20 protein-coding genes and 1 pseudogene are annotated in these 20,745 nt (G+C 70.1%); 17 read left to right on the plus strand and 4 right to left on the minus strand.

Annotated features, from left to right (window positions below):
* The first annotated feature begins 20 nt into the window (after positions 1-20).
* Positions 21-317, plus strand: a complete 297-nt coding sequence (locus CHB84_RS06880; RefSeq protein WP_089300817.1) for a DUF503 domain-containing protein — start codon at positions 21-23, stop codon at positions 315-317.
* Positions 318-381: 64 nt separating this feature from the next.
* Complete coding sequence (gene rbfA / locus CHB84_RS06885) at positions 382-882, plus strand: 30S ribosome-binding factor RbfA (RefSeq protein WP_089300676.1); 501 nt, start codon at positions 382-384, stop codon at positions 880-882.
* 69 nt (positions 883-951) lie between these two features.
* Here rbfA and CHB84_RS06890 read toward each other — a convergent pair whose 3' ends face one another.
* Complete coding sequence (locus CHB84_RS06890) at positions 952-2,115, minus strand: TRM11 family SAM-dependent methyltransferase (protein WP_089300677.1); 1,164 nt, start codon at positions 2,113-2,115, stop codon at positions 952-954.
* Positions 2,116-2,444: 329 nt separating this feature from the next.
* Between CHB84_RS06890 and CHB84_RS06895 the strand changes: the two genes are divergently transcribed.
* The 9 genes from CHB84_RS06895 to CHB84_RS06935 all read left to right on the plus strand — a co-directional run bounded on the left by CHB84_RS06895 (position 2,445) and on the right by CHB84_RS06935 (position 11,507).
* Positions 2,445-3,770 carry an MFS transporter gene (locus CHB84_RS06895; RefSeq protein ID WP_089300678.1) on the plus strand — a complete coding sequence of 442 codons (1,326 nt, stop codon included), beginning with the start codon at positions 2,445-2,447 and terminating at the stop codon, positions 3,768-3,770.
* An 89-nt stretch (positions 3,771-3,859) separates the two neighbouring features.
* The gene (gene truB / locus CHB84_RS06900; protein WP_089300679.1) at positions 3,860-4,780 is read left to right on the plus strand and encodes a tRNA pseudouridine(55) synthase TruB; all 921 of its coding nucleotides are present in this window, start codon (positions 3,860-3,862) and stop codon (positions 4,778-4,780) included.
* Positions 4,781-4,908: 128 nt separating this feature from the next.
* Positions 4,909-5,886, plus strand: a complete 978-nt coding sequence (locus tag CHB84_RS06905; protein WP_089300818.1) for a bifunctional riboflavin kinase/FAD synthetase — start codon at positions 4,909-4,911, stop codon at positions 5,884-5,886.
* Positions 5,887-6,100: 214 nt separating this feature from the next.
* Complete coding sequence (locus CHB84_RS06910) at positions 6,101-6,580, plus strand: helix-turn-helix domain-containing protein (protein WP_089300680.1); 480 nt, start codon at positions 6,101-6,103, stop codon at positions 6,578-6,580.
* A gap of 3 nt (positions 6,581-6,583) precedes the next feature.
* The gene (gene thpR, locus CHB84_RS06915; protein WP_089300681.1) at positions 6,584-7,114 is read left to right on the plus strand and encodes an RNA 2',3'-cyclic phosphodiesterase; all 531 of its coding nucleotides are present in this window, start codon (positions 6,584-6,586) and stop codon (positions 7,112-7,114) included.
* 231 nt (positions 7,115-7,345) lie between these two features.
* Entirely contained in the window at positions 7,346-7,615 is a 270-nt protein-coding gene (gene rpsO / locus CHB84_RS06920; RefSeq protein ID WP_089300682.1) for a 30S ribosomal protein S15, read from the plus strand.
* 322 nt (positions 7,616-7,937) lie between these two features.
* A complete protein-coding gene (locus CHB84_RS06925) occupies positions 7,938-10,163 on the plus strand; it encodes a polyribonucleotide nucleotidyltransferase (RefSeq protein WP_089300683.1) in 2,226 nt (741 codons plus the stop codon).
* A 139-nt stretch (positions 10,164-10,302) separates the two neighbouring features.
* A complete protein-coding gene (gene dapB / locus CHB84_RS06930; RefSeq protein WP_089300684.1) occupies positions 10,303-11,043 on the plus strand; it encodes a 4-hydroxy-tetrahydrodipicolinate reductase in 741 nt (246 codons plus the stop codon).
* A gap of 32 nt (positions 11,044-11,075) precedes the next feature.
* Positions 11,076-11,507 (plus strand): hypothetical protein, encoded by a 432-nt coding sequence (locus tag CHB84_RS06935; protein WP_089300819.1) that lies wholly within the window; start codon positions 11,076-11,078, stop codon positions 11,505-11,507.
* Positions 11,508-11,600: 93 nt separating this feature from the next.
* Here CHB84_RS06935 and CHB84_RS06940 read toward each other — a convergent pair whose 3' ends face one another.
* Positions 11,601-12,158 (minus strand): GNAT family N-acetyltransferase, encoded by a 558-nt coding sequence (locus CHB84_RS06940; protein ID WP_089300685.1) that lies wholly within the window; start codon positions 12,156-12,158, stop codon positions 11,601-11,603.
* Between the two features lie 65 nt (positions 12,159-12,223).
* Here CHB84_RS06940 and CHB84_RS06945 point away from each other — a divergent pair, with 65 nt between their 5' ends.
* A complete protein-coding gene (locus CHB84_RS06945) occupies positions 12,224-13,441 on the plus strand; it encodes a winged helix-turn-helix domain-containing protein (RefSeq protein WP_245818598.1) in 1,218 nt (405 codons plus the stop codon).
* A 16-nt stretch (positions 13,442-13,457) separates the two neighbouring features.
* Here the strand turns inward: CHB84_RS06945 and CHB84_RS06950 are convergent, their stop codons facing one another.
* Positions 13,458-14,426: a DUF4097 family beta strand repeat-containing protein gene (locus tag CHB84_RS06950; protein ID WP_089300687.1), complete on the minus strand. Its 969-nt coding sequence runs from the start codon at positions 14,424-14,426 to the stop codon at positions 13,458-13,460.
* 5 nt (positions 14,427-14,431) lie between these two features.
* Positions 14,432-15,007, minus strand: a complete 576-nt coding sequence (locus CHB84_RS06955; protein WP_089300688.1) for a toxin-antitoxin system HicB family antitoxin — start codon at positions 15,005-15,007, stop codon at positions 14,432-14,434.
* A gap of 157 nt (positions 15,008-15,164) precedes the next feature.
* Here CHB84_RS06955 and thyX point away from each other — a divergent pair, with 157 nt between their 5' ends.
* The 5 genes and pseudogenes from thyX (at position 15,165) to CHB84_RS06980 (ending at position 20,675) form a co-directional block, all read left to right on the plus strand.
* Positions 15,165-15,917: an FAD-dependent thymidylate synthase gene (gene thyX, locus CHB84_RS06960; RefSeq protein WP_089300689.1), complete on the plus strand. Its 753-nt coding sequence runs from the start codon at positions 15,165-15,167 to the stop codon at positions 15,915-15,917.
* Between the two features lie 4 nt (positions 15,918-15,921).
* A complete protein-coding gene (locus CHB84_RS06965) occupies positions 15,922-16,317 on the plus strand; it encodes an ACT domain-containing protein (RefSeq protein ID WP_089300690.1) in 396 nt (131 codons plus the stop codon).
* Positions 16,318-16,343: 26 nt separating this feature from the next.
* Positions 16,344-17,892, plus strand: a pseudogene (locus CHB84_RS06970) (serine/threonine-protein kinase).
* 66 nt (positions 17,893-17,958) lie between these two features.
* Positions 17,959-18,975, plus strand: a complete 1,017-nt coding sequence (gene dapA / locus CHB84_RS06975) for a 4-hydroxy-tetrahydrodipicolinate synthase (protein WP_089300691.1) — start codon at positions 17,959-17,961, stop codon at positions 18,973-18,975.
* Positions 18,972-20,675: a ribonuclease J gene (locus CHB84_RS06980; RefSeq protein ID WP_089300692.1), complete on the plus strand. Its 1,704-nt coding sequence runs from the start codon at positions 18,972-18,974 to the stop codon at positions 20,673-20,675. The genes dapA and CHB84_RS06980 overlap by 4 nt, the downstream gene beginning before the upstream one ends.
* Positions 20,676-20,745: the final 70 nt, after the last annotated feature.

The raw sequence follows: 20,745 nt of genomic DNA on the forward strand, positions 1-20,745 counted from the left end.
TCAGGGACTCCGGTGGGCCCATGTACATAGGCGCGCTCGAGCTCGACCTGCTGCTGGGTGACGTCCACTCACTGAAGCAGAAGCGGTCTGCCGTACGGTCGGTGATCGCCGAGTTGCGACGGCGGTTCGAGGTGGCCGTGGCCGAGAGCGGGCACCTCGACCTGCACAGGAGAGCCATGCTCGGGGTCGCCGCTGTCGCGGCCGACGCCAGGCGTGTCCAGGACCTGCTCGATGCCTGCGAGCGGCATGTCGCCGGGCTGCCCGAGTTCGAGCTGCTGTCTGCGCGCAGGCGGTGGCTCGGCCCGAACGACGAGTGACGAAGTGAATGGGTTGGTGCACGATCGTGGTCGCGCACCGTCGCGATGAGATCTGGAGAGGGCGATGACGGACAACGCTCGAGCCCGGCGGTTGGCCAAGCGTATCGGGCGGATCGTGGCCGCTGCCATCGAGCACGAGATCAAGGATCCGCGGCTCGGCAACGTCACCATCACGGATACCAAGCTCACCGGTGATCTGCGCGATGCAACCCTGTACTACACCGTACTCGGGGAGAACCTGGATGCCGATCCGGACTTCGCGGGCGCGGAGGCCGCGCTCGAGTCGGCGCGAGGGGTCCTGCGCAGCAAGGTGGGCGAGCAGATCGGGGTGCGGTTCACGCCGACGTTGACGTTCGTCGCGGACAGCATCCCCGCGGATGCGCGCCGCATCGACGAGTTGCTCGCGCAGGCAAAGGAGGCCGATGCCGAGGTCGCGCGCCGGGCGACGGGTGCGGAGCCCGCGGGCGACCCCGATCCGTACCGGCTCGACCCCGCCGAGGACGAGACCGCCGAGGACGAGACCGCCGAGGTCGACGCGACCGACGAGGCGGAGGAGCCGCGCTGAATGACGCTTTCACTCCATTTGGTGAACTGAAAGCGTCATTCAGCCTTCCACGGGGAGTGAAAGCGTCATTCAGCCCGTGGTCCGGTGGCTGGGCAGGGTAGCGACGACGAGGTCCCGGACGATGGCCTGATCGACACGGTGACGGAACTGGTCGAAGGGCCGACCGTCGTGCACCGTCAGCCCCGCGGAGCGCAGCATGCCGACCAGTTCCTCCCTGGGCAGCACCCTGGTGTTCCAGGAGATCCCGATGGCCCCGCCCGGCCGCAACAGCCGCATCCAGGTCGGTAGCGCCGCTGCCAGGAGGTCCCGCGGGCTACGGCTGGGCGCGGACGTGCCCTGCTGGCGGCTGCCGTGCTGCACGCCGTACGGGGCATCGGTCACGATCATGTCGAACGACCGGGACGGGAACACCCGGTCCAGCGCCAGCGTGTCGACGCCGCGGAAGCTCACCGAGCGCGTGTCGCCTGCCTTGTACTCCTCCTTGGTCGGCGCGTAGGTGATGTCCAACCACCGACCGAGGCGGGTCTTGTCCTTGCGGAGCTGGCCCGAGTCGGCCGCGTGCTTCACGCGCTTGTTCTTCAGCCACGTCTTGATGAACAGCTCGTAGGCGTCGAAGTCCTTACCGTCTACCTCGGCGCCCGCCGCGTCGAAGCCGTACATCATGGCCTGGTTGAGCGTGGTGCCCCGCCCGCACAGCGGGTCGAGCACGCGCAGCGTCGAGGTCAACATCGTGGCGGGCCGCTCCAGCGCCATGCACGTCATGTTGACCAGGAGCTTGGTGAACAGCTCGTTGGTCTTGCCCGCGTACTTCTGGATGCTCAGCAGGTCGGAGTCGAACCGGTCCAGCGGCGCCAGTGGTACGGGGCGCAGCAGGGGAGCACCCCCCGCGCCCCGGCCTGTCGTGTCAGCGGCCGTGTCAGCGGCCGTGTCCGGGGCCGTCTCCGGGATCTTCTCCGGGGTCGGTCCTGCCTCGGACCCCGTGCCGAGCACCTCGAACAGGGCGTAGACCGTGGACAGGTTCGACAGCATCGCGATGTCGCTGCCGCTCAACGGCTCGGGTGTGCGGAACGTGACGTAGTCCACCCCGGCGATCCGCCTCTCGGCGACCTCGTCGATGCTCGCGTCCAGCCCGCGTGCCCCGAGCACGGCGAGCTCGCCGCGCAGCAGGCGCGGGGACGTGTCGGCGTAGACCCGGTTCGCGGCGGGTAACAGCAGGATCGCGTAGTCGGTCATGCACACCTTCGTCTCGGACGGCTGGTCATCAGCCACGCTGTGGGCAGCGTCCGGCCCAAGCGATCGGTCCCGGCGATCGTATCGGGGCAGGCGGCGGCCGGTCCGCGCGCGTGCCCGCGGCGCACGATGTGGTCAAGCGCACGTGCGGATCGGGAAGGATCGGCGGGTCCAGGACGCTGACCCCTTCTGGGACGCCGGTACAACTCCCCGGCGCGGTCCCTGCCGGGTTGGTCGCGAGCCGCCGGACGATGCCGGGTGAGCCGCGTGTGGTGAACAGCCCGATATACGGATATGGTCCAGCTCGCGATGCGGAAGGGTGTGGGAACGGCATGGCGTCACCCGGAGTGCCGACCACGCCCGCGAGCGGGCGCTCCTGGCTCGTATGGGGCAGCGCGGCCATGGTGTACGTCCTGGCCGTGTTCCATCGTTCCTCGTTCGGCGTAGCCGGGCTCGAGGCTGCGGAGCGGTTCGACATCGGCCCGACCGCACTCGGCGTGTTCACCGTCCTGCAGCTCGGCGTGTACGCCACCATGCAGGTGCCGACCGGTGTGCTCGTCGACCGGTTCGGTCCGCGCCGGGTACTCACCGCCGCAGCGCTGTTCCTCGGAACCGGGCAGATCCTCGTCGCGGTCGCGGACACCTACCTGCTCGCGTTGCTCGCGCGGGGAGTGCTCGGGTTCGGGGACGCTCTGACCTTCGTGTCGGTGTTGCGGCTGACGGCGAGTCACTTCCCCGCCAGGCAGTACACGCTGGTGGCCGCGTTGACGGGCGCGCTGGGGTTCCTCGGCAACCTCGTAGCCACCGTGCCACTGGCCTTGCTGCTGACCGGTCCGGGATGGATGGTGACGTTCCTGTCGGTGGGTGCGCTCACTCTCGCCTACGCGGCGGTGGTGCTGTGGCGCGTGGTCGACACCCGGCCGGAGGTCGCCGCGCAGCCGGTGCGGGAACCCGTCTCGGTGCGCGCGATCGGCAGGCAGATCGCGGGAGCGTGGCGCGTGCCGGGTACCCGGTTGGGTTTCTGGACGCATTTCTCCACGATGTTCGCCCCGAACGTCCTCGTGCTGTTGTGGGGTGTGCCGTACCTGGTGCGTGCCCAAGGGCTGAGCCCGACCGCCGCGAGCAGCATGGTCATGATCCTGGTGCTCGGCGCGATGCTGGGCGGGCCCGCCGTGGGTGCCTTCATCGGCCGCAGGCCGGAGCTGCGTATGGTGCTGGTCGTCGGGTACCTGGCCGGGGCAGGTGCCGCCTGGGCCGTGCTGCTCTCCTGGCCGGGAACGGTCCCGCACGCTGTCGTGGCGGTGTGCTTCGGCTTCCTCTCGCTCGGCGGCCCCGCCTCGATGATCGGTTTCGCGCTGGCACGCGACTACAACCCGATGGGCCGGGTAGGCACGGCGACGGGCGTGGTGAACATGGGAGGGTTCCTGGCAACCACGATCGCCGCGCTGGCCATCGGCCTGTTGCTGGAGTGGACGGGCGGCAGCTTCCGCGCGGCGTTCCTCGCTGTCGTGGCCATGCTCGCGGTGTCGACGTTCCGGATGTGGGTGTGGCTGGTCCGGGCCCGTGCCGCGGTGCTCGCCGCGCAGGCGCGCGGCGACGCGGTCCCCGTGCGCCTGCGCAGGCGATCCTGGGACAGTCGGCCGGCTCCGGGGACGTGACGCCGGCAGGGTCCGGTCCCTCGCGAGCCCGGTCGTGGGTGCCCGGCCCCCGCATCCGCGGGGCCCGGTGCGCGGGTACGGTTCTGGCGATGCACCGTCACCCTCGACCCGGCGCGGAGCCCGGGCTGCTCGTCGTCGACAAACCCGCGGGCATGACCTCGCACGACGTCGTCGCGCGTACCCGGAAGATCATGGGAACCCGCAAGGTCGGTCACGCGGGCACTCTGGACCCGATGGCGACCGGCGTGCTCGTCGTGGGCATCGAGCGGGCAACGAAGTTGCTCGGGCACCTGTCGCTGGACCGTAAGTCGTACCTGGCAACCATCGCGCTCGGGGCCAGCACCAGCACCGACGATGCCGAGGGCGATGTGCTCACCGCTGCGGAGCCGGGCGATCTCGGGGCCGTGACCGCAGGCGCCATCGACACGGTCATCACGGAGCTGACCGGCCCGATCGAGCAGGTGCCCAGCGCGGTCAGCGCGGTCAAGGTCGACGGTGTCCGGGCGTACGAGCGGGTCCGCGCGGGCGAGCAGGTGGAGCTGGACCCGCGTCCCGTCACGGTGCACCGGTTCGATCGGCTCGCGCTGCGGGGCACCTCCGAGACCCGTTCCGGGCGCGTCGAGCTGGACGTGCTCGTGGACTGCTCGTCGGGTACGTACGTCCGCGCGCTCGCCCGTGACCTGGGCGCCGCGCTCGGTGTCGGGGGCCACCTCGCGGCGCTGCGGCGCACCACGGTCGGGCCGTTCGGCCTGGCCAAGGCCCGCTCGCTCGACGAGCTCTCCGAGCACCCCACGCTCTCGCTGGACCTCGACGAGGCGGTCGCCACCGCGTTTACCACCGTCGAGGTGGGGGCGTCCACCGCACGGGCGGTGCGGCACGGGCAACGCGTTCCCGCCACCGGTCGCGACGGGACGTACGCCTTCGTGGACGAGGACGGCCACGCCCTTGCACTGGCCACGGACGAGAGTCACCGCAGCAAGCTGCTCGTGGTGCTCGCTCCGGCGTCGTGACGCTCGCGTTCCCGGCGGCCGGGCAGATCCCCGGCGACCTGACCGGAGCTCGATGTGTCACAGCGATGTGTCACAGCGCAGCCGAACCGGCTCACGTGCGGTAACCGGTCACCGATACGCTCGTGGTCGTGCAGCGTTGGCGTGGACTCGAGGACCTTCCCGGCAACTGGGGTCGCTGTGTTGTCACCATCGGCGTATTCGACGGGGTGCATCGCGGCCACCAGGAACTGATCCGGCGCACCGTGGAGGTCGCGCGGGAGCGCGGGTTGCCGAGCGTGGTGCTGACGTTCGACCCGCACCCGTCGGAGGTGTTGCGGCCCGGCAGCCATCCCGCTCAGCTGACCACGTTGCGACGCAAGGCGGAGCTCATCGAGGAGCTCGGCGTGGATGTGCTGTGCGTGCTGCCGTTCACCCTGGAACTGTCCCGGCTGACCGCACACGAGTTCGTGCACGAGATCCTTGTGGACCGGTTGCACGCTGCCGTGGTGCTTGTGGGGGAGAACTTCACGTTCGGGGCCAAGGCCGCGGGCGACATCGAGCTGCTCAGGCAGCTTGGCCGGCGGTTCGGGTACGTGGCCTACGGGGCCGAGCTGCAGGGGGCCTCGGTGCGGGGCGGCAGTGCCGCCGGTGAGCTGCTCCAGGGCGAGATCACGTACTCGTCGACGTACGTGCGCTCGTGTATCGACGCGGGCGACGTCGCGGCCGCGGCGGCGGCGCTGGGTCGCTGGCACCGGGTGGAGGGCATCGTGGTCCGTGGTGACGGGCGGGGCCGCGAGCTGGGCTATCCCACTGCCAACCTGTCCACCCATGCGTACGCCGCCGTCCCCGCGGACGGCGTGTACAGCTGCTGGTTCCACTGCGTGTCGCAGCCGGGACAGCCGCTCGCCGCGGCGGTCTCGGTCGGCACCAACCCGACCTTCTCCGGCCGGGAACGCAGCGTGGAGGCCTTCGTGCTCGGGGTGACGGAGGACTTCTACGGGCAGCACGTCGCACTCGACTTCGTCTCCCGGCTGCGCGACATGGTGCGGTTCGACTCGCTGCCGGAGCTGGTGCGGCAGATCGACGTCGATGTCGAGCAGACCCGTGAGGCACTCGGGGTCGACTGAGACGACGGTTACGCGATGGGGGTATGTATGCGGGTGGATTCGCCGGTTCGGCTCCCGTGCGGGCGAACGCCTGGCACGATGCCATACGGCGGCACATGTGGACGTGGGGCCGCGACCTCGGCAGGCACGGCGCGGTACGTCGTGCGGTACGGGTCGGCGGGTCGTGTAACGCCCGCACCAGGTGTGTGGTGACGGATAAAGCGGAGAGGCCACGGTGGAGGCATCCAACATCATCCAGAAGAACATCGAGCTGCAGCGCCAGTGGTACGGCGAGCCGCTGGGGGACCGGGTGCGGCGGCTGGTTGTCGCGTTCGATGTCTCGCAGTCCCACCTCGCCGATGTCCTCGGGATCAGCGCACCCATGCTCAGCCAGGTCATGAGCGGTCGCCGCGCGAAGATCGGCAACCCGGCCGTGCTGGCGCGGTTGATCATGCTGGAGCGCAAGATCCTGACCCCCGAGGTGGCCTCCGGGGTACGCGAGGCGATGATCGAGGCGATGGAGGAGGTGCGGGTCTCCAACCCCAGCGTGGGACGTGACGACCTACCGGTGCAGCGGGGTCTCGAGGAGTCGACGTTGCTCGCGGTACTGCGCGACATCACCGATGGTGAGGACCTCGTCGAGGCCGCCGAGATGTTGGGTGAGGAGTTCCCCGCGGTAGCCGATATCCTGCGTAGGGCCGCGACGAGCGTGTGAACCATGCGCCTGTTCGCCGCCTTCGTGCCACCACGGCCGGTCACCGAGTCCCTGGCGCTCGAGCTGGCCAGGCACCGCCCGGGCGCTCGCGGGGACCGGGGTGGCCTGCGGTGGGTGGATCCGGCGCTGTGGCACGTCACGGTCGCGTTCTACGGCCGGGACGATCCGGACCGGCGTACCGAGTGGCTGCGCGACAGGCTCGCCGGGTACGCCGCACCACGGCTGCGGCTGGAGGGGGCAGGCACGTTCCCCGGTGTGCTGTGGACCGGGGTGACCGGTGACAGCGAGCGGTTGCGTTCGGTCGCCGTGCGTGCCGGAACCGGCGAGCGCAACCGCCGGTACCACGCGCACCTCACGCTGGCGAGGTGGAAGGGGGCGGCCGCTGCCGCGCACGCCGAGGGGTGGCGCCGCCTGCTGGCCGGGTACCACGGACCCGGTTGGCTCGCCGGTGAGCTCGTGCTGATGCGCAGTGACCGGGGGCCGGACGGTCCGCGGTACACGGTGCTGGAACGGTTCGCGCTGGCGGGAACGTGAGCCGTCGCTTGCGCGGCCCTCGCCCGGCCACGCGCCGTGACGCCGTCGCCGGCGTACCTGCTACCCTGGACATTCGGGTCATGCTGTAGTCCGTGACGGCGTGACCGGCGGCGATCTGGACGGGGTCCGCGGCGCGTGTGCCCGCGGGTGCACTCGGCGGGTCGCCGGAGGCGAAGCCAGGTCCGCGGTGCGCCGCGGACGCACGGTACGTAACGAGCAAGGAGTATACGAGTGGCGCTGTCCACCCAGAAGAAGAAGGACGTCCTGGCCGAGTACGGGTTGCACGACTCGGACACGGGTTCTCCCGAAGCTCAGGTCGCTCTGCTGACGACCCGCATCGTCGGCCTCACCGAGCACCTCAAGGAGCACAAGCACGACCATCACTCTCGACGGGGTCTCCTGCTGCTGGTCGGCCGTCGCCGTCGGCTGCTGGACTACCTCAAGAAGGTGGATATCGCACGGTACCGGACGCTGATCCAGCGTCTCGGCCTTCGGCGATGAGATAGTGGTGCGGGGGAGCCGGTCCGCGCGGCGCCCGACGGGACCGGACGGGGACAGCTCCCCCGCGCGCCACTGGTAACTAACACACAGAGCAGGGCTGGAACGCGCGAGAGAGCGCATTCGCCGGTCCTCGGTAGTGGTTTCCGGGAATGTGAGCCTGGTCGACGAGCACAGACGAGAACAGTCGAGCAGAGACCGGCAGAGACCGGCGCAGACCAGCCCCGGAGACTTCGATCGATGGCCGGCTTCGTCTCTCGGGCGCGACCCCACCAGGGAGGTGGGGTATCAGCGCTGCTCGTCGTTGACGAGGAGATACGCATACATGACTGAATCCGTTGTACACGAGACGGAAGCCGTCATCGACAACGGGAAGTTCGGCACCCGAACCGTCCGTTTCGAGACGGGACGGATGGCCAAGCTGGCAGCAGGCTCGGTCGTCGCCTACCTGGACGACGAGACCATGCTGCTGTCCGCCACGACGGCGTCCAAGCAGCCGAAGGAACAACTGGACTTCTTCCCGCTGACGGTGGACGTCGAGGAGCGGATGTACTCGGTCGGGCGGATCCCGGGCGCGTTCTTCCGCAGGGAGGGCCGCCCGTCCACCGACGCCATCCTGACGTGCCGGCTGATCGACAGGCCGCTGCGCCCGTCGTTCGCCGACGGCCTGCGCAACGAGGTCCAGGTCGTGATCACGGTGCAGAGCCTGCATCCCGGCGACCCCTACGACGTGCTGGCCATCAATGCCGCGTCCGCATCCACCCAGCTCGGCGGGCTGCCGTTCTCCGGCCCCGTCGGCGGCGTGCGGGTCGCGTTGATCGACGGCCAGTGGGTGGCCTTCCCGACATGGGAGCAGCTCGAGAGGGCGACCTTCAACATGGTCGTCGCCGGGCGCATCGTCGAGGACGACGTCGCGATCATGATGGTGGAGGCCGAGGGCACCGAGAACACCCTCGACCTGATCGCCGAAGGCGCTACCGGCCCCGACGAGCACACCGTCGCCGCCGGCCTGACGGCAGCCAAGCCGTTCATCCGGTCGCTGTGTGAGGCACAGCAGCGGCTGGCCGACGCCGCGGCCGAGACGGCCGAGACCGACGAGTACCCGCTGTTTCCCTCCTACCAGCCCGACATCTACGAGGCGGTCGCCGCGCTGGCGACCGACGAGCTGGACAGCGCGCTGGCCACCGAGGGCAAGCAGGCCAGGGACGAGCGCACCGAGGCCATCAAGGCCGACGTGCTCGCCAAGGTCGGCGTCGGTGAGGGTGAGGCCTTCGAGGGCCGCGACAAGGAGGCAGGCGAGGCCTTCCGCGGGCTGACCAAGCACCTCATCCGCCAGCGCATCCTGCGTGACCAGGTACGGATCGACGGCCGCGGACTCACCGACATCCGTTCGCTTTCCGCCGAGGTCGGCGTTGTGCCGCGCGCGCACGGTTCGGCGCTGTTCGAGCGGGGGGAGACCCAGATCCTGGGGATCACCACGCTGAACATGCTCCGCTTGGAGCAGTCCCTGGACACGCTGTCGCCGGACACGAGCAAGCGGTACATGCACCACTACAACATGCCTCCCTTCTCCACCGGGGAGACCGGCCGGGTCGGTACTCCCAAGCGCAGGGAGATCGGGCACGGCATGCTCGCCGAGCGGGCGCTGGTGCCGGTGCTGCCCAAGCGTGACGAGTTCCCCTACGCGATCCGCCAGGTGTCCGAGGCATTGGGCTCCAACGGCTCCACGTCGATGGGCTCGGTGTGTGCCTCGACGATGGGCCTGCTCAACGCGGGCGTTCCCCTCAAGGCGCCGGTCGCGGGTATCGCGATGGGCCTGGTCAGCGACGAGGTCGTCAACGACGCGGGCAAGTCCGAACGCCGCTACGTCGCGCTGACCGACATTCTCGGTGCCGAGGACGCCTTCGGTGACATGGACTTCAAGGTCGCCGGCACCAAGGACGTGATCACGGCGCTGCAGCTGGACACCAAGCTCGACGGGATCCCCTCGGACGTGCTGGTCTCCGCGCTGAACCAGGCCAAGGACGCCCGGCTGACGATCCTGGATGTCGTCACAGAGGCGATCGCCGAGCCCGACGAGATGAGCCCGCACGCCCCGCGCGTGTCCCAGGTGACCGTTCCCGTCGACAAGATCGGTGAGGTCATCGGCCCGAAGGGCAAGATGATCAATACCATCACCGAGGAGACCGGCGCCGAGATCTCGATCGAGGACGACGGCACGATCTATGTCGGTGCCACGGACGGCCCGTCGGCCGAGGCGGCGATCAACAAGATCAACGAGATCGCGAACCCGCAGCTGCCCAAGGTCGGTGAGCGGTTCCTCGGCACCGTGGTCAAGACCGCGGCGTTCGGTGCGTTCGTCTCGCTGGTTCCCGGCAGGGACGGCCTGGTGCACATCTCGAAGCTGGGTAACGGCAAGCGCATCGACAAGGTCGAGGACGTGGTGAACGTCGGTGACAAGATCCGGGTGGAGATCGCCGACATCGACCAGCGCGGCAAGATCAGCCTGGTGGTCGTGAACGAAGAGGACGAGGCCGAGAGCTCCGGCTAGTCCGGAACACGCGCTGTCCCGGTTCGGTCCCCCGGTCGTTCCCGATGACCGGGGGACCGAACCGCGCGGCTGCCGTGGTCGGTGCGTACGCTCGTCGCGACGGTCTGTCCGATGAGCTGTGCGAGGTGATGAGGCAACCATGATTCGAGTGGGTGTGCTGGGGGCCAACGGGCGTATGGGCGCCACGGTGTGCGAGGCCGTGGACGGCGCCGAGGACATGGAGCTGGTCGCCACCGTGGACGAGTCCGACTCGCTGTCCACGCTCGCCGAGCGCGAGGCCGAGGTGGCTGTGGACTTCACCCACCCGGACGCTGTCATGGACAACCTGCGGTACTGCGTAGAGGCGGGCATCCACGCCGTGGTGGGGACCAGCGGGTTCGACGAGGAGCGGCTCGGTACGGTTTCCGGCTGGGCGCACGAGTCCGGCGTCGGGGTGCTCGTCGCACCGAACTTCGCGCTGGGCGCGGTGCTGACGATGCGGTTCGCCGAGCTCGCGGCCCGCTACTTCGAGACGGCGGAAGTCATCGAGCTGCACCACAACAGGAAGGTGGACGCGCCGTCGGGGACGGCTGCGCACACCGCGCGGCTGATCGGGCAGGCCCGCACCGAGGCAGGCCTCGGTGCCAACCCGGACGCGACGACCTCGGCGATGCCGGGTGCTCGTGGCGCCGACGTGGCCGAGGTCCCTGTGCACTCCGTCCGCCTGGCGGGGCTCGTCGCTCACCAGGAGGTGCTGTTCGGTTCCGCGGGGGAGACGCTCACGATCCGGCACGACTCGATGGACCGCTCCTCGTTCATGCCGGGCGTGCTGCTGGGAGTGCGGCAGGTAGGTACGCGTCCGGGACTGACGGTCGGTCTCGACAAGCTCATGGACATCTGAGGGCGCAGCGGGTGCGGAACACGAACCTGCTCATGGCCGCGGTGCTCACCGCGGCCATGGGGCTCTACATCGTCCTGCTCGCCGGTCGCGCCGTGGAGTTGCTGCGCACCGGTGAGACAGCGGCGGTGCTGCTCGGCGTGGGGGTCGCGCTGCTGCCCCTGCTCGGCATCTGGGTCGTGGTCGGCACGTGGCGCTCCGGGCTGCGGATCCAGCGGCTGGCGCGCACGCTGCGGGCCGAAGGTGCGTTGCCCGATACCTCCGGGTTGCCACGCAGGCCGAGCGGGCGGGTGGACCGCGATGCCGCGGACGGGTGGTTCCAGCAACGGCGGGCCGAGCTGGAGTCCGACCCGCAGGACTGGCGCCGGTGGTACCGCCTCGCCTACGCCTACGACGTCGCAGGCGACCGCCGGAGAGCCAGGGAGACGATGCGCCGCGCGATCGAGCTGGAGGAACGCTCCCAGTAGGGCCCCCGGGAAGGGCCCCCGGGAAGGGACCCCGGGAAGGGACCCCGGAAGCGGTCACCGGGGTGATCAGTGCCCGGGAGTCGCCCGTACCGCTCAGGACACCCGCAGGTCGAGTGTTCCGGTGAGGCGCATCTCCCGTACCGTGCGTTCCCCGGTGTCCAATGTGCGCACCATCCCGTCCGGGTTCCACTTGATGCTGCGGAAGAAGCTCAGCGTGGCCGAGTCGGACTCGGCTACCCAGGTGACGCCGCTGTCGGCACCCCGCGACCGCAGCGCACGCGCGGCAGCTGCGATCAGCCGCCCGCCGTGCCCGCGGCGCTGCCAGCGGGGTTCGACGAGTGTCGTGGCGATGAGTCCGAACTGCCCGGCGTCGTCCGGCAGCCGCCCTTCGGGGTCGGCGAGGTCCTCCTCCGGTGCCTGGCCGGACACCGCGAATCCCACGGTGAACGTGCCTTCGGTCGCGATGAACACATCGGTCTCCGGATATTCGATCGCCTCCCGCCAGTGCCCCTCGACCTCCTCGGACTCCAGGGATGCCAGCGCGGCCTCACCGACGATCTCGCCGTACGCGATGCGCCAGGTGTAGCGCTGTATCCGGGCGATCTCGCCTGCGTCGTCGGTGCGTGCCAGGTGAACGTCGGGACGGGCCATCCCCGCAACCTATCGCGCCCGGTGGTCCCGGTCGGATGTCGGCAGGCGATGGCACCATACCCGCCATGCGAACGATCTCCAGCGCCGCGGCGCGACGAGTCGCGCTGGCCGCGCAGGGTCTCGCGGATCGCAGGCCACGCGGCACGCCGACCCGCCGGAACCTGCGCTCCGTCCTGTCCCGCATCCAGCTGCTGCAGCTCGACTCGGTCAATGTCGCCGTACGCGCGCACTACGCGCCGCTGTTCGCGCGCCTCGGGCCGTACCCACCCGAGCTCGTCGACGACGCCGCGTGGTCGCACAGCGCTCGGAAGCCGCGCCTGCTCGTCGAGTACTGGGCTCACGAGGCGAGCCTGCTTCCCGTGCGGGACTGGCCGCTCCTGCGGTTCCGGATGCGCGATCTGCAACGCCGCTACCTCGATGACCCGGCCTCCGTCGCCAACAGCGCTCCGGGACTCGCCGAGGAGGTACGCGCGGCGGTGAAGGACCTCGGGCCGGTCGGGGCGGGCAGGTTGGAGCGCGAGCTCGGCGTGGACGGCTCCCGGTCGAAGGGCGGTTGGTGGAACCGTTCCGAGGTCAAGCGCGTGTGCGAGTGGCTGTTCGCGGTGGGGGAGCTCACCACGGCCACCCGGAGCGGCTTCGAACGCCGGTACGACCTGCCGGAGCGGGTGCTTCCGGACGAGGTGCTGAACGCGCCGGAGCCCGACCGGGAGGCGGCGGCGCGGGAGCTTGTCACCCGCGCCGCACGTGCCCACGGTATCGGAACCGAGCCCGACCTGCGGGACTACTACCGGCTCCGCCCGGGCATGAGCAAGACGGCAGTCGCCGAGCTCGTCGAGGAAGGCGTACTCGAACCGGTCACCGTGCGCGGGTGGCGGGAGCAGGCGTACCTGCACACGGAGGCTCGGGTGCCGCGAACGATCCCCGGGCGGGCATTGTTGTGCCCTTTCGACCCGCTGATCTGGAACAGGGAGCGCGCACAGCGCGTGTTCGGGTTTCACTACCGCATCGAGATCTACGTGCCCCGGCAGCGGCGGAGGTACGGCTACTACGTGTTCCCGTTCCTGCTGGACGGCAGGTTGGTCGCCAGGGTGGACCTCAAGGCCGACCGCGCGGCGGGGACGCTGCTGGTGCGGGGGGCGTTCGCGGAGGACGGCGTCGATCACGGGCGAGTGGCAGGCGAGCTGGCCGCGGAACTGGCGACCATGGCAGGCTGGCTCGGGCTCGAAGACGTGCGCGTGGATGATCGTGGTGACCTGGCACCTGCACTGCGCCGGTCCGGATGACCGGCCGGTCGCGCGGTCACCGTGCCGGTGCGGTGCCGACCGACGCGGATCCGGCACGGGCGCGTGCCCGGATCCGCAGGGCCACGCCCCCGGCGGGCTCGGTAGCCGAGACCTCCAGGTCGCTGGAGACGGTTCCGGTGCCCGACGAGAGATCCACCTCGGCGAGGCAGCCGTGCCGCACGCCGACCCGGATGTTCCCCGAGCCCGTGTGCAGCTCGACCTCACCGGAACCGGCGTCACCGACCGTGAGGTCGCCGCTCCCGCTGCGTAGCAGCGCGTCGCCGTCGAGGCGGTCGACACGCACCGCGCCGCTCCCGGTCGCGACGGTCGCCGGGGTGGTCAGGCTGGACGCCAGGACCGCCCCACTGCCGGTGCGGAGCTCGACCGGGCCGCCCGCCGACTCGAGAGTCACGTCGCCCGAGCCGGTCCGCACCGATCCGCCTTCGACGAGGTGGCCGAGCGACACGTCGCCGGAGCCCGTGACGATGTCCACGCCACCGAGCGTGCCGCTGACGGTCAGCGGCGCCGACCCACCGTGCAGCCGGAGCCGTGCGCCCGCGGGCGCGTACACCGTGACATCCAGCGGGATGTGCCGTAACGGCAGGTGACTCGAGGCTCGCACGACGACACGGTCGCCTGCCCTCTCGATCCGGGTCGCGGCGACCGCCTCGGCAGGCGAGCCGCGCAGCTCGTATCCCAGCTGCTCGCCGACCTGCTCACCGACCCAGTTCAGCATGCCTGCCATACCCCGCGCCCAGGGCGAATGTGCGCCCGGCTCATGCCGGACCTCGACGTCGACGCCTCGCGTGCCGCCGGTGGTCCCTTCGGTGCCCGCCTGGCCGCCGAGGACGAGCGTCACCCGGCCGGACTCGAGGCCGATGTCCAGATCGGGCGGAGCGCTCGGGTCCGCCGTACCGTCCAGCGGGATGCGCTCGTGCCGTGTCGTGTCGTCGCCGGCGGTGCCGTACGCGGACCGGTCGGCCATCGCCGTTACCCCTGTACCCAACCGTGCAGGTGGGAACCGGACGAGGGCGTCTCGTGCTCCTCCCGCGCCGCGGTGGCACGTCCGTGCCGCGCGGTACCCGCCTGCACGGCGCTCTGCACGGCTCGGGACACGTAGGTGTTCAGCGACACACCTTGCGCCGCGGCTGCCTCTTCCGCCTTGCCCTTGATCTGGTCGAGCAGGCGCAGCGTCATGCGGCTGATGTCGCCACCATCGCCGAGACCGGCAGCCCCCGCGGCCGGACCGCCGTGCGACGCGCCGTGCCCGCCGGTGCCTGCGCCGCGCTCGCCGTCGGTGGCGCCGGCGGTGTCAGTGGTGTAGGTGGGCGAGGTCACCACAACACGCACGTCCCGCCCGTCCAGCCGGACGTCGACGACGTGCTCGTCCAGCCGGGCGGTCACCTCCGCGGCGAGGTCGGACAGCGCGTTCATCAGCGCGAGCCGGACGGACGGTTCGAGTGCGCCCGCCAGCGTCGCCGCTACCCGGCGGGTGTGGTCGTCGCCTGCCGCGGCGGTGGCGGTCAGGTCCTCGCGAAGCGTGGCGATGTACGGGTCCAGATCCATGACATCACGTTGACACCATATATGACACCAGTCAAGGCGAGCAGTGATGCCGCTCAACCGAACCGGACGTCCGTCCCACCGCGTCAGCGGTGGGGGCTAGGCTTCCCGGGGAGGCCCGAACGGGCGTTGCAGTCGATATGCGGAGTCGGTGCTAACAGTGGCAGAGACGGTGTCGCCGAAGGTTCAGCTCATCGCCAAGACCGAGTTCTTCCCGCCCGAGGACGTTCCGTGGTCCACGGACGCCGATGGCGGCCAGGCGCTCGCCGAGTTCGCGGGCAGGGCCTGCTACCAGTCGTGGAGCAAACCCAACCCCAAGACCGCGACCAACGATGGCTACCTCAGCCACATCATCTCCGTCGGTCACCTCTCGGTGCTCGAGCACGGGTCGGCGACCTTCTACGTCACCGGCATCTCGCGATCGCTGACCCACGAGCTGATCCGGCACCGGCATTTCTCCTACTCGCAGCTCTCGCAGCGTTACGTTCCGGAGCGGGACGCGTCGTTCGTCGAGCCGGAGGTGATCGCCTCCGACCCCGAGCTGCACGAGAAGTTCCTGGCGGCTGCACAGGCGAGCCAGGACGCCTACAACGACCTGCTGGCCGCGCTGGAGGCCAAGTTCGCAGACGAGCCGAGCGCGACGCTGCGGCGCAAGCAGGCAAGGCAGGCGGCGCGCACGATCCTGCCCAACGCCACCGAGACGCGGATCGTGGTCACCGGCAACTACCGGGCGTGGCGGCACTTCATCGCCATGCGCGCCACCGAGCACGCCGACGTCGAGATCCGCGGGTTCGCCGTGGAGTGCCTGCGCCACCTGCAGAAGGCCGCGGAGAACGTGTTCGCCGACTTCACCATCTCCACGCTGCCGGACGGCACGGAGGTGGCTTCCTCGCCGCTGGTCGCCGAGGGCTGAACCCGTGCGCAGGCTCGAGATCGATGTGCGGCCGACCGAGTACGCGATCGTGCGGCTGGATGTGCGTGACCCCGTCCCCACCGACCTGTTCGCGGAAGCGGCAGGGGAGCTGGTGTCGGTGACGCGGACCGGCGCCGAGATCTCACTGATCTGCCCGAGCGCGCTGGCACCGGAAACCGGAACGGCTGAGCACGGCTGGCGGTTGCTGTCGGTACGTGGGCCGCTGGAATTCACCCTGACCGGGATCATCGCCGCCATCGCCAGCGAGCTGGCAGCAGCGGGCGTGGCGCTGTTCTCGTTGTCGACCTACGACACGGATCACGTACTGGTGCGTGAGGTCGACCGGGAGCGCGCGGTGCGCACGCTCGAGGAGTCCGGGCACGAGGTACACACCGGCTGATCCCCGGTGTAACTGGGAGGAGTGTGGTGACCAGCAGTCAGGGTCGGCCAGGGGCAGGCGGCGAGCGGGCAGGCGGCGGCGCGGAGGCCCGGGTGCTGGCGGACCGCTACGTCCTGACCACCGAGCTGGGGCGGGGCGGCATGGGCGTGGTGTGGCGCGCGGGACTCGGTCATCGGCCGCGAGGTGGCCGTCAAGGAGCTGCGGCTGCCGGACGGTGAGCGCGACGCGGGCACCTTTGCCGAGCGGATCCTGCGAGAGGTACGTACCGGCGGGCGGTTGAACGACCCCGCTGTAGTGACCGTCTATGACGTGATCACCGAAGGCACGGCCACCTTCATCGTGATGGAGCTGGTGGAAGCGCCGACGCTGTCGCAGCTGGTGGCCGCGCACGGGCCGATGCCGCCGTCGCAGGCCGCAGCGGTGGGCGAGCAGGTGTTGTCCGCCCTGCGGTCGGCGCATCACGCCGGGATCGTGCACAGGGACGTCAAGCCGGGGAACATCATGGTCGCCGCGGGTGGCCGCGTGAAGCTGACCGACTTCGGGATCGCCCAGGCCGTGGACGACCCGCGGTTGACCACCAGCGGGGCGCTGGTCGGCTCCCCGGCGTTCATGGCCCCGGAGCGGGTGGCAGGCGGCAAGGCCGTCCCCGCATCCGACCTGTGGTCGCTGGGGGCGGCGCTGTTCTTCGCCGTGGAGGGCGTCGTGCCGTTCGAGCGGGCGTCGACGGCGGCGACGCTGCACGCGATCATGAACGAGGTCCCGTACCTGACCCGCGTGCAGGGGCCGCTGGCCTCGGCGATTATGGGGTTACTCGCCGCCAGTCCCGAGGGGCGCATCACCGCCGAGCAGGCGCAGGGCTTGCTGTCCGTGGCGCGCTCGGGCGCCGCGGCCTCGACACCGCCGGACGGTCACCCCACGGTCACCCAACCGGCGCCGACGATGCCCGGCGCTGCCGGAGCCACGGCGTTGCCGCCCACGACGCGATCCTCGCCCGTGAAACGCAGGATGACCGTCGCCGGAGCCGTCGTGGTCACCGCCGCCCTGCTCGCCGCGGGCGCGGTGTCCGGGTACGTGGTCGGCAGTCCGAGCGAGGACGATGCCCGGCTGGCCACCCTGACCAGGGGAGCGGACGGGGGCATCACGTTCGGGTTCGACGCGCGCTCCGGCGGAATCTGCGGTTTCGGCCGGTTCGCCGAAGGGCACCGGATCACCGGGGAGAACCAGGTGGACTGTGACGAACCCCATGACTACGAGGTCTACGACTCCGCATCGGCGGTGAGCGGCCCCACCTGGAACTACGAGGAGGTCGTGCCCGAGTATCCGGGGGAGGAGGCGCTGGCCGACTACGCCGAGCAGCGGTGTGAGACGGGCTTCTACTCCGACGCGGTCGTCGCGGAGTACCAGGACCGGCCCAAGTCCAAGGTGCTGAGCTCCCGCGCGATCATCCCGACCGAGGGGCGCTGGACCGAGACCGACGAGGACGGCGAGCCGGACGGCTTCTACTGGGTCGCGTGCGTGGTGACGCACCGCGACGGGGGGCAGCTGAAGGAGCGCGTCAGCCGGTACCTGCAGTAGCGGCACGCCGGCCCGGCACCCGAAGGTGCCCCGGAAGTCGTTGGACCCACGAGGTAACGTCAAGGCATGCCGACCACGCAACTCCCCAGTGCAGCCCCAGGTCAACCGTTCGGTCGTGTACTCACTGCCATGGCCACTCCGTTCGACTCGGAGGGGGTTCTGGATACCGAGCGCGCAGGTGAGCTCGCCGAGCATCTGGTGGAGCAGGGAAACGACGGCCTCGTCGTGAACGGGACGACGGGGGAGAGCCCGACCACCAGCGACCGCGAGAAAGCGGACATGGTGCGCGCGGTGGTCGAGGCCGTCGGGGACCGTGCCACCGTCGTTTCCGGAGCAGGCACCTACGACACAGCGCACAGCGTCGAGCTCGCCAGGGAGGCCGAGAAGGCAGGGGCGCACGGCCTGCTGGTTGTGACCCCGTACTACTCGCGCCCGACGCAGGCGGGGCTGCACGCGCATTTCACCGCCGTCGCCGATGCCACCGAGCTGCCGGTGATGCTCTACGACATCCCGCCGCGCTCGGTCGTCCCGATCGAGGTGGACACGCTGCGCCGCCTCGCCGAGCATCCCCGCATCCTCGCGGTCAAGGACGCCAAGGGGGACCTGCTGACGGGCAGCGAGGTCATCGCCAACACCCAGCTGGCCTACTACTCGGGCGACGACGCGTTGAACCTGCCGTGGCTGTCGGTCGGTGCGGCCGGGGTGGTCAGCGTGATCGGCCACGTCGTCGCGGGCCGTATCCGCGCGATGATCGAGGCCTACGAGAACGGTGATACCTCGACGGCGCGGACGAACCACCGGGGTATGCTGGCCGTGCTCCGCGCGTTCTCCAGGGTCGGTGGCGTCGTCTTCGCCAAGACCGCGTTGCGCCTGCGCGGCTTCGAGATCGGTGGGCCGCGCCTGCCCCTCGTGCCGGCGAGCGAGGATGTCGTCGAGGCGATCTCGGCCGACCTCACGCAGGCGGGTGTGCCGCTCGGGACGAAGGAGTCCGACTGGCACGCCGCGCGCGTCGCGCACACCGACTCCGAGGCCGCGTACGTGACACCGACGACACACACGAGCGTGGGGAATATTCGACAGTGAGCGAGAAGAACGAGACAACCGGGCCGGGGCCGTCGAACGCGCCTCCACCGGCCCCGGAGAGTGCCCTGCGCGTCTACGCGCTGGGCGGCATCGGCGAGGTCGGGCGGAACATGACCGTCTTCGAGTTCGCGGGCCGTATGCTCATTGTGGACTGCGGGGTGCTGTTCCCCGAGGACGAGCAGCCCGGTGTGGACTTGATCCTGCCCGACTTCCGGGCGATCGAGGAACGGCTCGACGAGGTCGACGGCCTGGTTCTCACGCACGGCCACGAGGACCACATCGGGGCGATCCCGTTCCTGCTGAGGATGCGGCCCGACCTCGCGGTGTACGGTTCCCGGTTCACCCTCGCCCTCGTCGAGGCCAAGTGCAAGGAGCACAAGCTCAAGCCGACGCTGATCCAGGTCGGGGAGGGGGAGCGCCGCACGATCGGCACGTTCGACCTCGAGTTCTTCGCGGTCAACCACTCCATCCCGGACGCGCTGGCGCTGGCGATCCGTACGCCGGTCGGTACGGTGCTGCACACCGGCGACATCAAGCTCGACCAGCTGCCGCTCGACGGCAGGCTCAGCGATCTGGCGGGATTCGCGCGCCTTGGCGAGGAAGGCGTCGACCTGCTGTGCATCGACTCCACCAACGCCGAGGTCCCGGGTTTCGTCACGCCGGAGCGCGAGATCGGTCCCGTGCTGGACCGGACGCTGAACCAGGTGCAGCAGCGGGTGATCGTGGCGTGCTTCGCCAGCCACGTGCATCGGGTCCAGCAGGTGCTCGACGTCGCGCACCGGCACGGCAGGCGTGTCGCGTTCGTCGGACGGTCCATGGTCCGCAACATGGGCATCGCGGCGGACCTCGGGTTCCTGCAGGTCCCAGAGGGGCTGCTTGTCGACGCCGACGAGGCAGCAGGGCTGCCCGAGTCGCATGTCATCTTCGTGTCCACGGGGTCGCAGGGCGAGCCGCTCTCGGCCCTGTCCCGGATGGCCCGCACCGAGCACCGCAACATCACGCTGCGCCGCGGTGACACGGTCGTGCTCGCCAGCTCGTTGATCCCGGGTAACGAGAACGCGGTGTTCCGGGTGGTCAACGCGCTGGTGCGGCTGGGAGCGAACGTGGTGCATCAGGGCAATGCCCAGGTACACGTCTCAGGACACGCCTCGGCCGGGGAGCTGCTGTTCCTCTACAACGCGATCCGGCCGAGCAACGTGATGCCGGTGCACGGCGAGTGGAAGCACCTGCGCGCCAATGCCGACCTCGCGACCCAGACCGGTGTGGACGCCGACAACGTGGTGATCGCCGAGAACGGCGTCGTGGTGGACCTCGTCGACGGGAAAGCGCGCCGTACAGGGCGTTTCGATGTCGGTCACGTCTATGTGGACGGTCTTTCGGTCGGTGACGTGAGTGAGTCGACGCTGTCCGACAGGTTGATACTCGGCGAGGGTGGCTTCATCGCGATCAACGTGGCGATCGACCACAACACCGGTAAGGCCGTGTCCGCACCCACCGTATCCGGGCGCGGGTTCTCCGACGATCCGAAGGCGCTGGACGACGTGGTCCCGATGATCGAGATGGAGCTGTCGCGCACGGAGGCGGAGGGCATCGTCGACACCCATCGAGTGGCGCAGGCCGTGCGGCGCGTGGTCGGCCGATGGGTCGCCCAGACCTACCGCAGGCGTCCGATGATCGTCCCCACAGTCATCTCCGTCTAGCGGTGTGCTGAATGACGCTTTCACTCCGCCTCGCGGACTGAAAGCGTCATTCAGCACACCCTGGGCCGTG

Origin of the sequence: Haloechinothrix alba (genome assembly GCF_900188115.1) — a bacterium.
Taxonomy (GTDB): Bacteria; Actinomycetota; Actinomycetes; order Mycobacteriales; family Pseudonocardiaceae; genus Haloechinothrix; species Haloechinothrix alba.

Bases quoted from the DNA above. Each gene is read 5' to 3' on its own strand.
- CHB84_RS06880 (WP_089300817.1), top strand. From the start codon at position 21: ATGTACATAGGCGCGCTCGAGCTCGACCTGCTGCTGGGTGACGTCCAC.
- rbfA (WP_089300676.1), top strand. From the start codon at position 382: ATGACGGACAACGCTCGAGCCCGGCGGTTGGCCAAGCGTATCGGGCGG.
- CHB84_RS06890 (WP_089300677.1), bottom strand. From the start codon at position 2,115: ATGACCGACTACGCGATCCTGCTGTTACCCGCCGCGAACCGGGTCTAC.
- CHB84_RS06895 (WP_089300678.1), top strand. From the start codon at position 2,445: ATGGCGTCACCCGGAGTGCCGACCACGCCCGCGAGCGGGCGCTCCTGG.
- truB (WP_089300679.1), top strand. From the start codon at position 3,860: ATGCACCGTCACCCTCGACCCGGCGCGGAGCCCGGGCTGCTCGTCGTC.
- thpR (WP_089300681.1), top strand. From the start codon at position 6,584: ATGCGCCTGTTCGCCGCCTTCGTGCCACCACGGCCGGTCACCGAGTCC.
- CHB84_RS06925 (WP_089300683.1), top strand. From the start codon at position 7,938: ATGACTGAATCCGTTGTACACGAGACGGAAGCCGTCATCGACAACGGG.
- dapB (WP_089300684.1), top strand. From the start codon at position 10,303: ATGATTCGAGTGGGTGTGCTGGGGGCCAACGGGCGTATGGGCGCCACG.
- CHB84_RS06935 (WP_089300819.1), top strand. From the start codon at position 11,076: ATGGCCGCGGTGCTCACCGCGGCCATGGGGCTCTACATCGTCCTGCTC.
- CHB84_RS06940 (WP_089300685.1), bottom strand. From the start codon at position 12,158: ATGGCCCGTCCCGACGTTCACCTGGCACGCACCGACGACGCAGGCGAG.
- CHB84_RS06945 (WP_245818598.1), top strand. From the start codon at position 12,224: ATGCGAACGATCTCCAGCGCCGCGGCGCGACGAGTCGCGCTGGCCGCG.
- CHB84_RS06950 (WP_089300687.1), bottom strand. From the start codon at position 14,426: ATGGCCGACCGGTCCGCGTACGGCACCGCCGGCGACGACACGACACGG.
- CHB84_RS06955 (WP_089300688.1), bottom strand. From the start codon at position 15,007: ATGGATCTGGACCCGTACATCGCCACGCTTCGCGAGGACCTGACCGCC.
- dapA (WP_089300691.1), top strand. From the start codon at position 17,959: ATGCCGACCACGCAACTCCCCAGTGCAGCCCCAGGTCAACCGTTCGGT.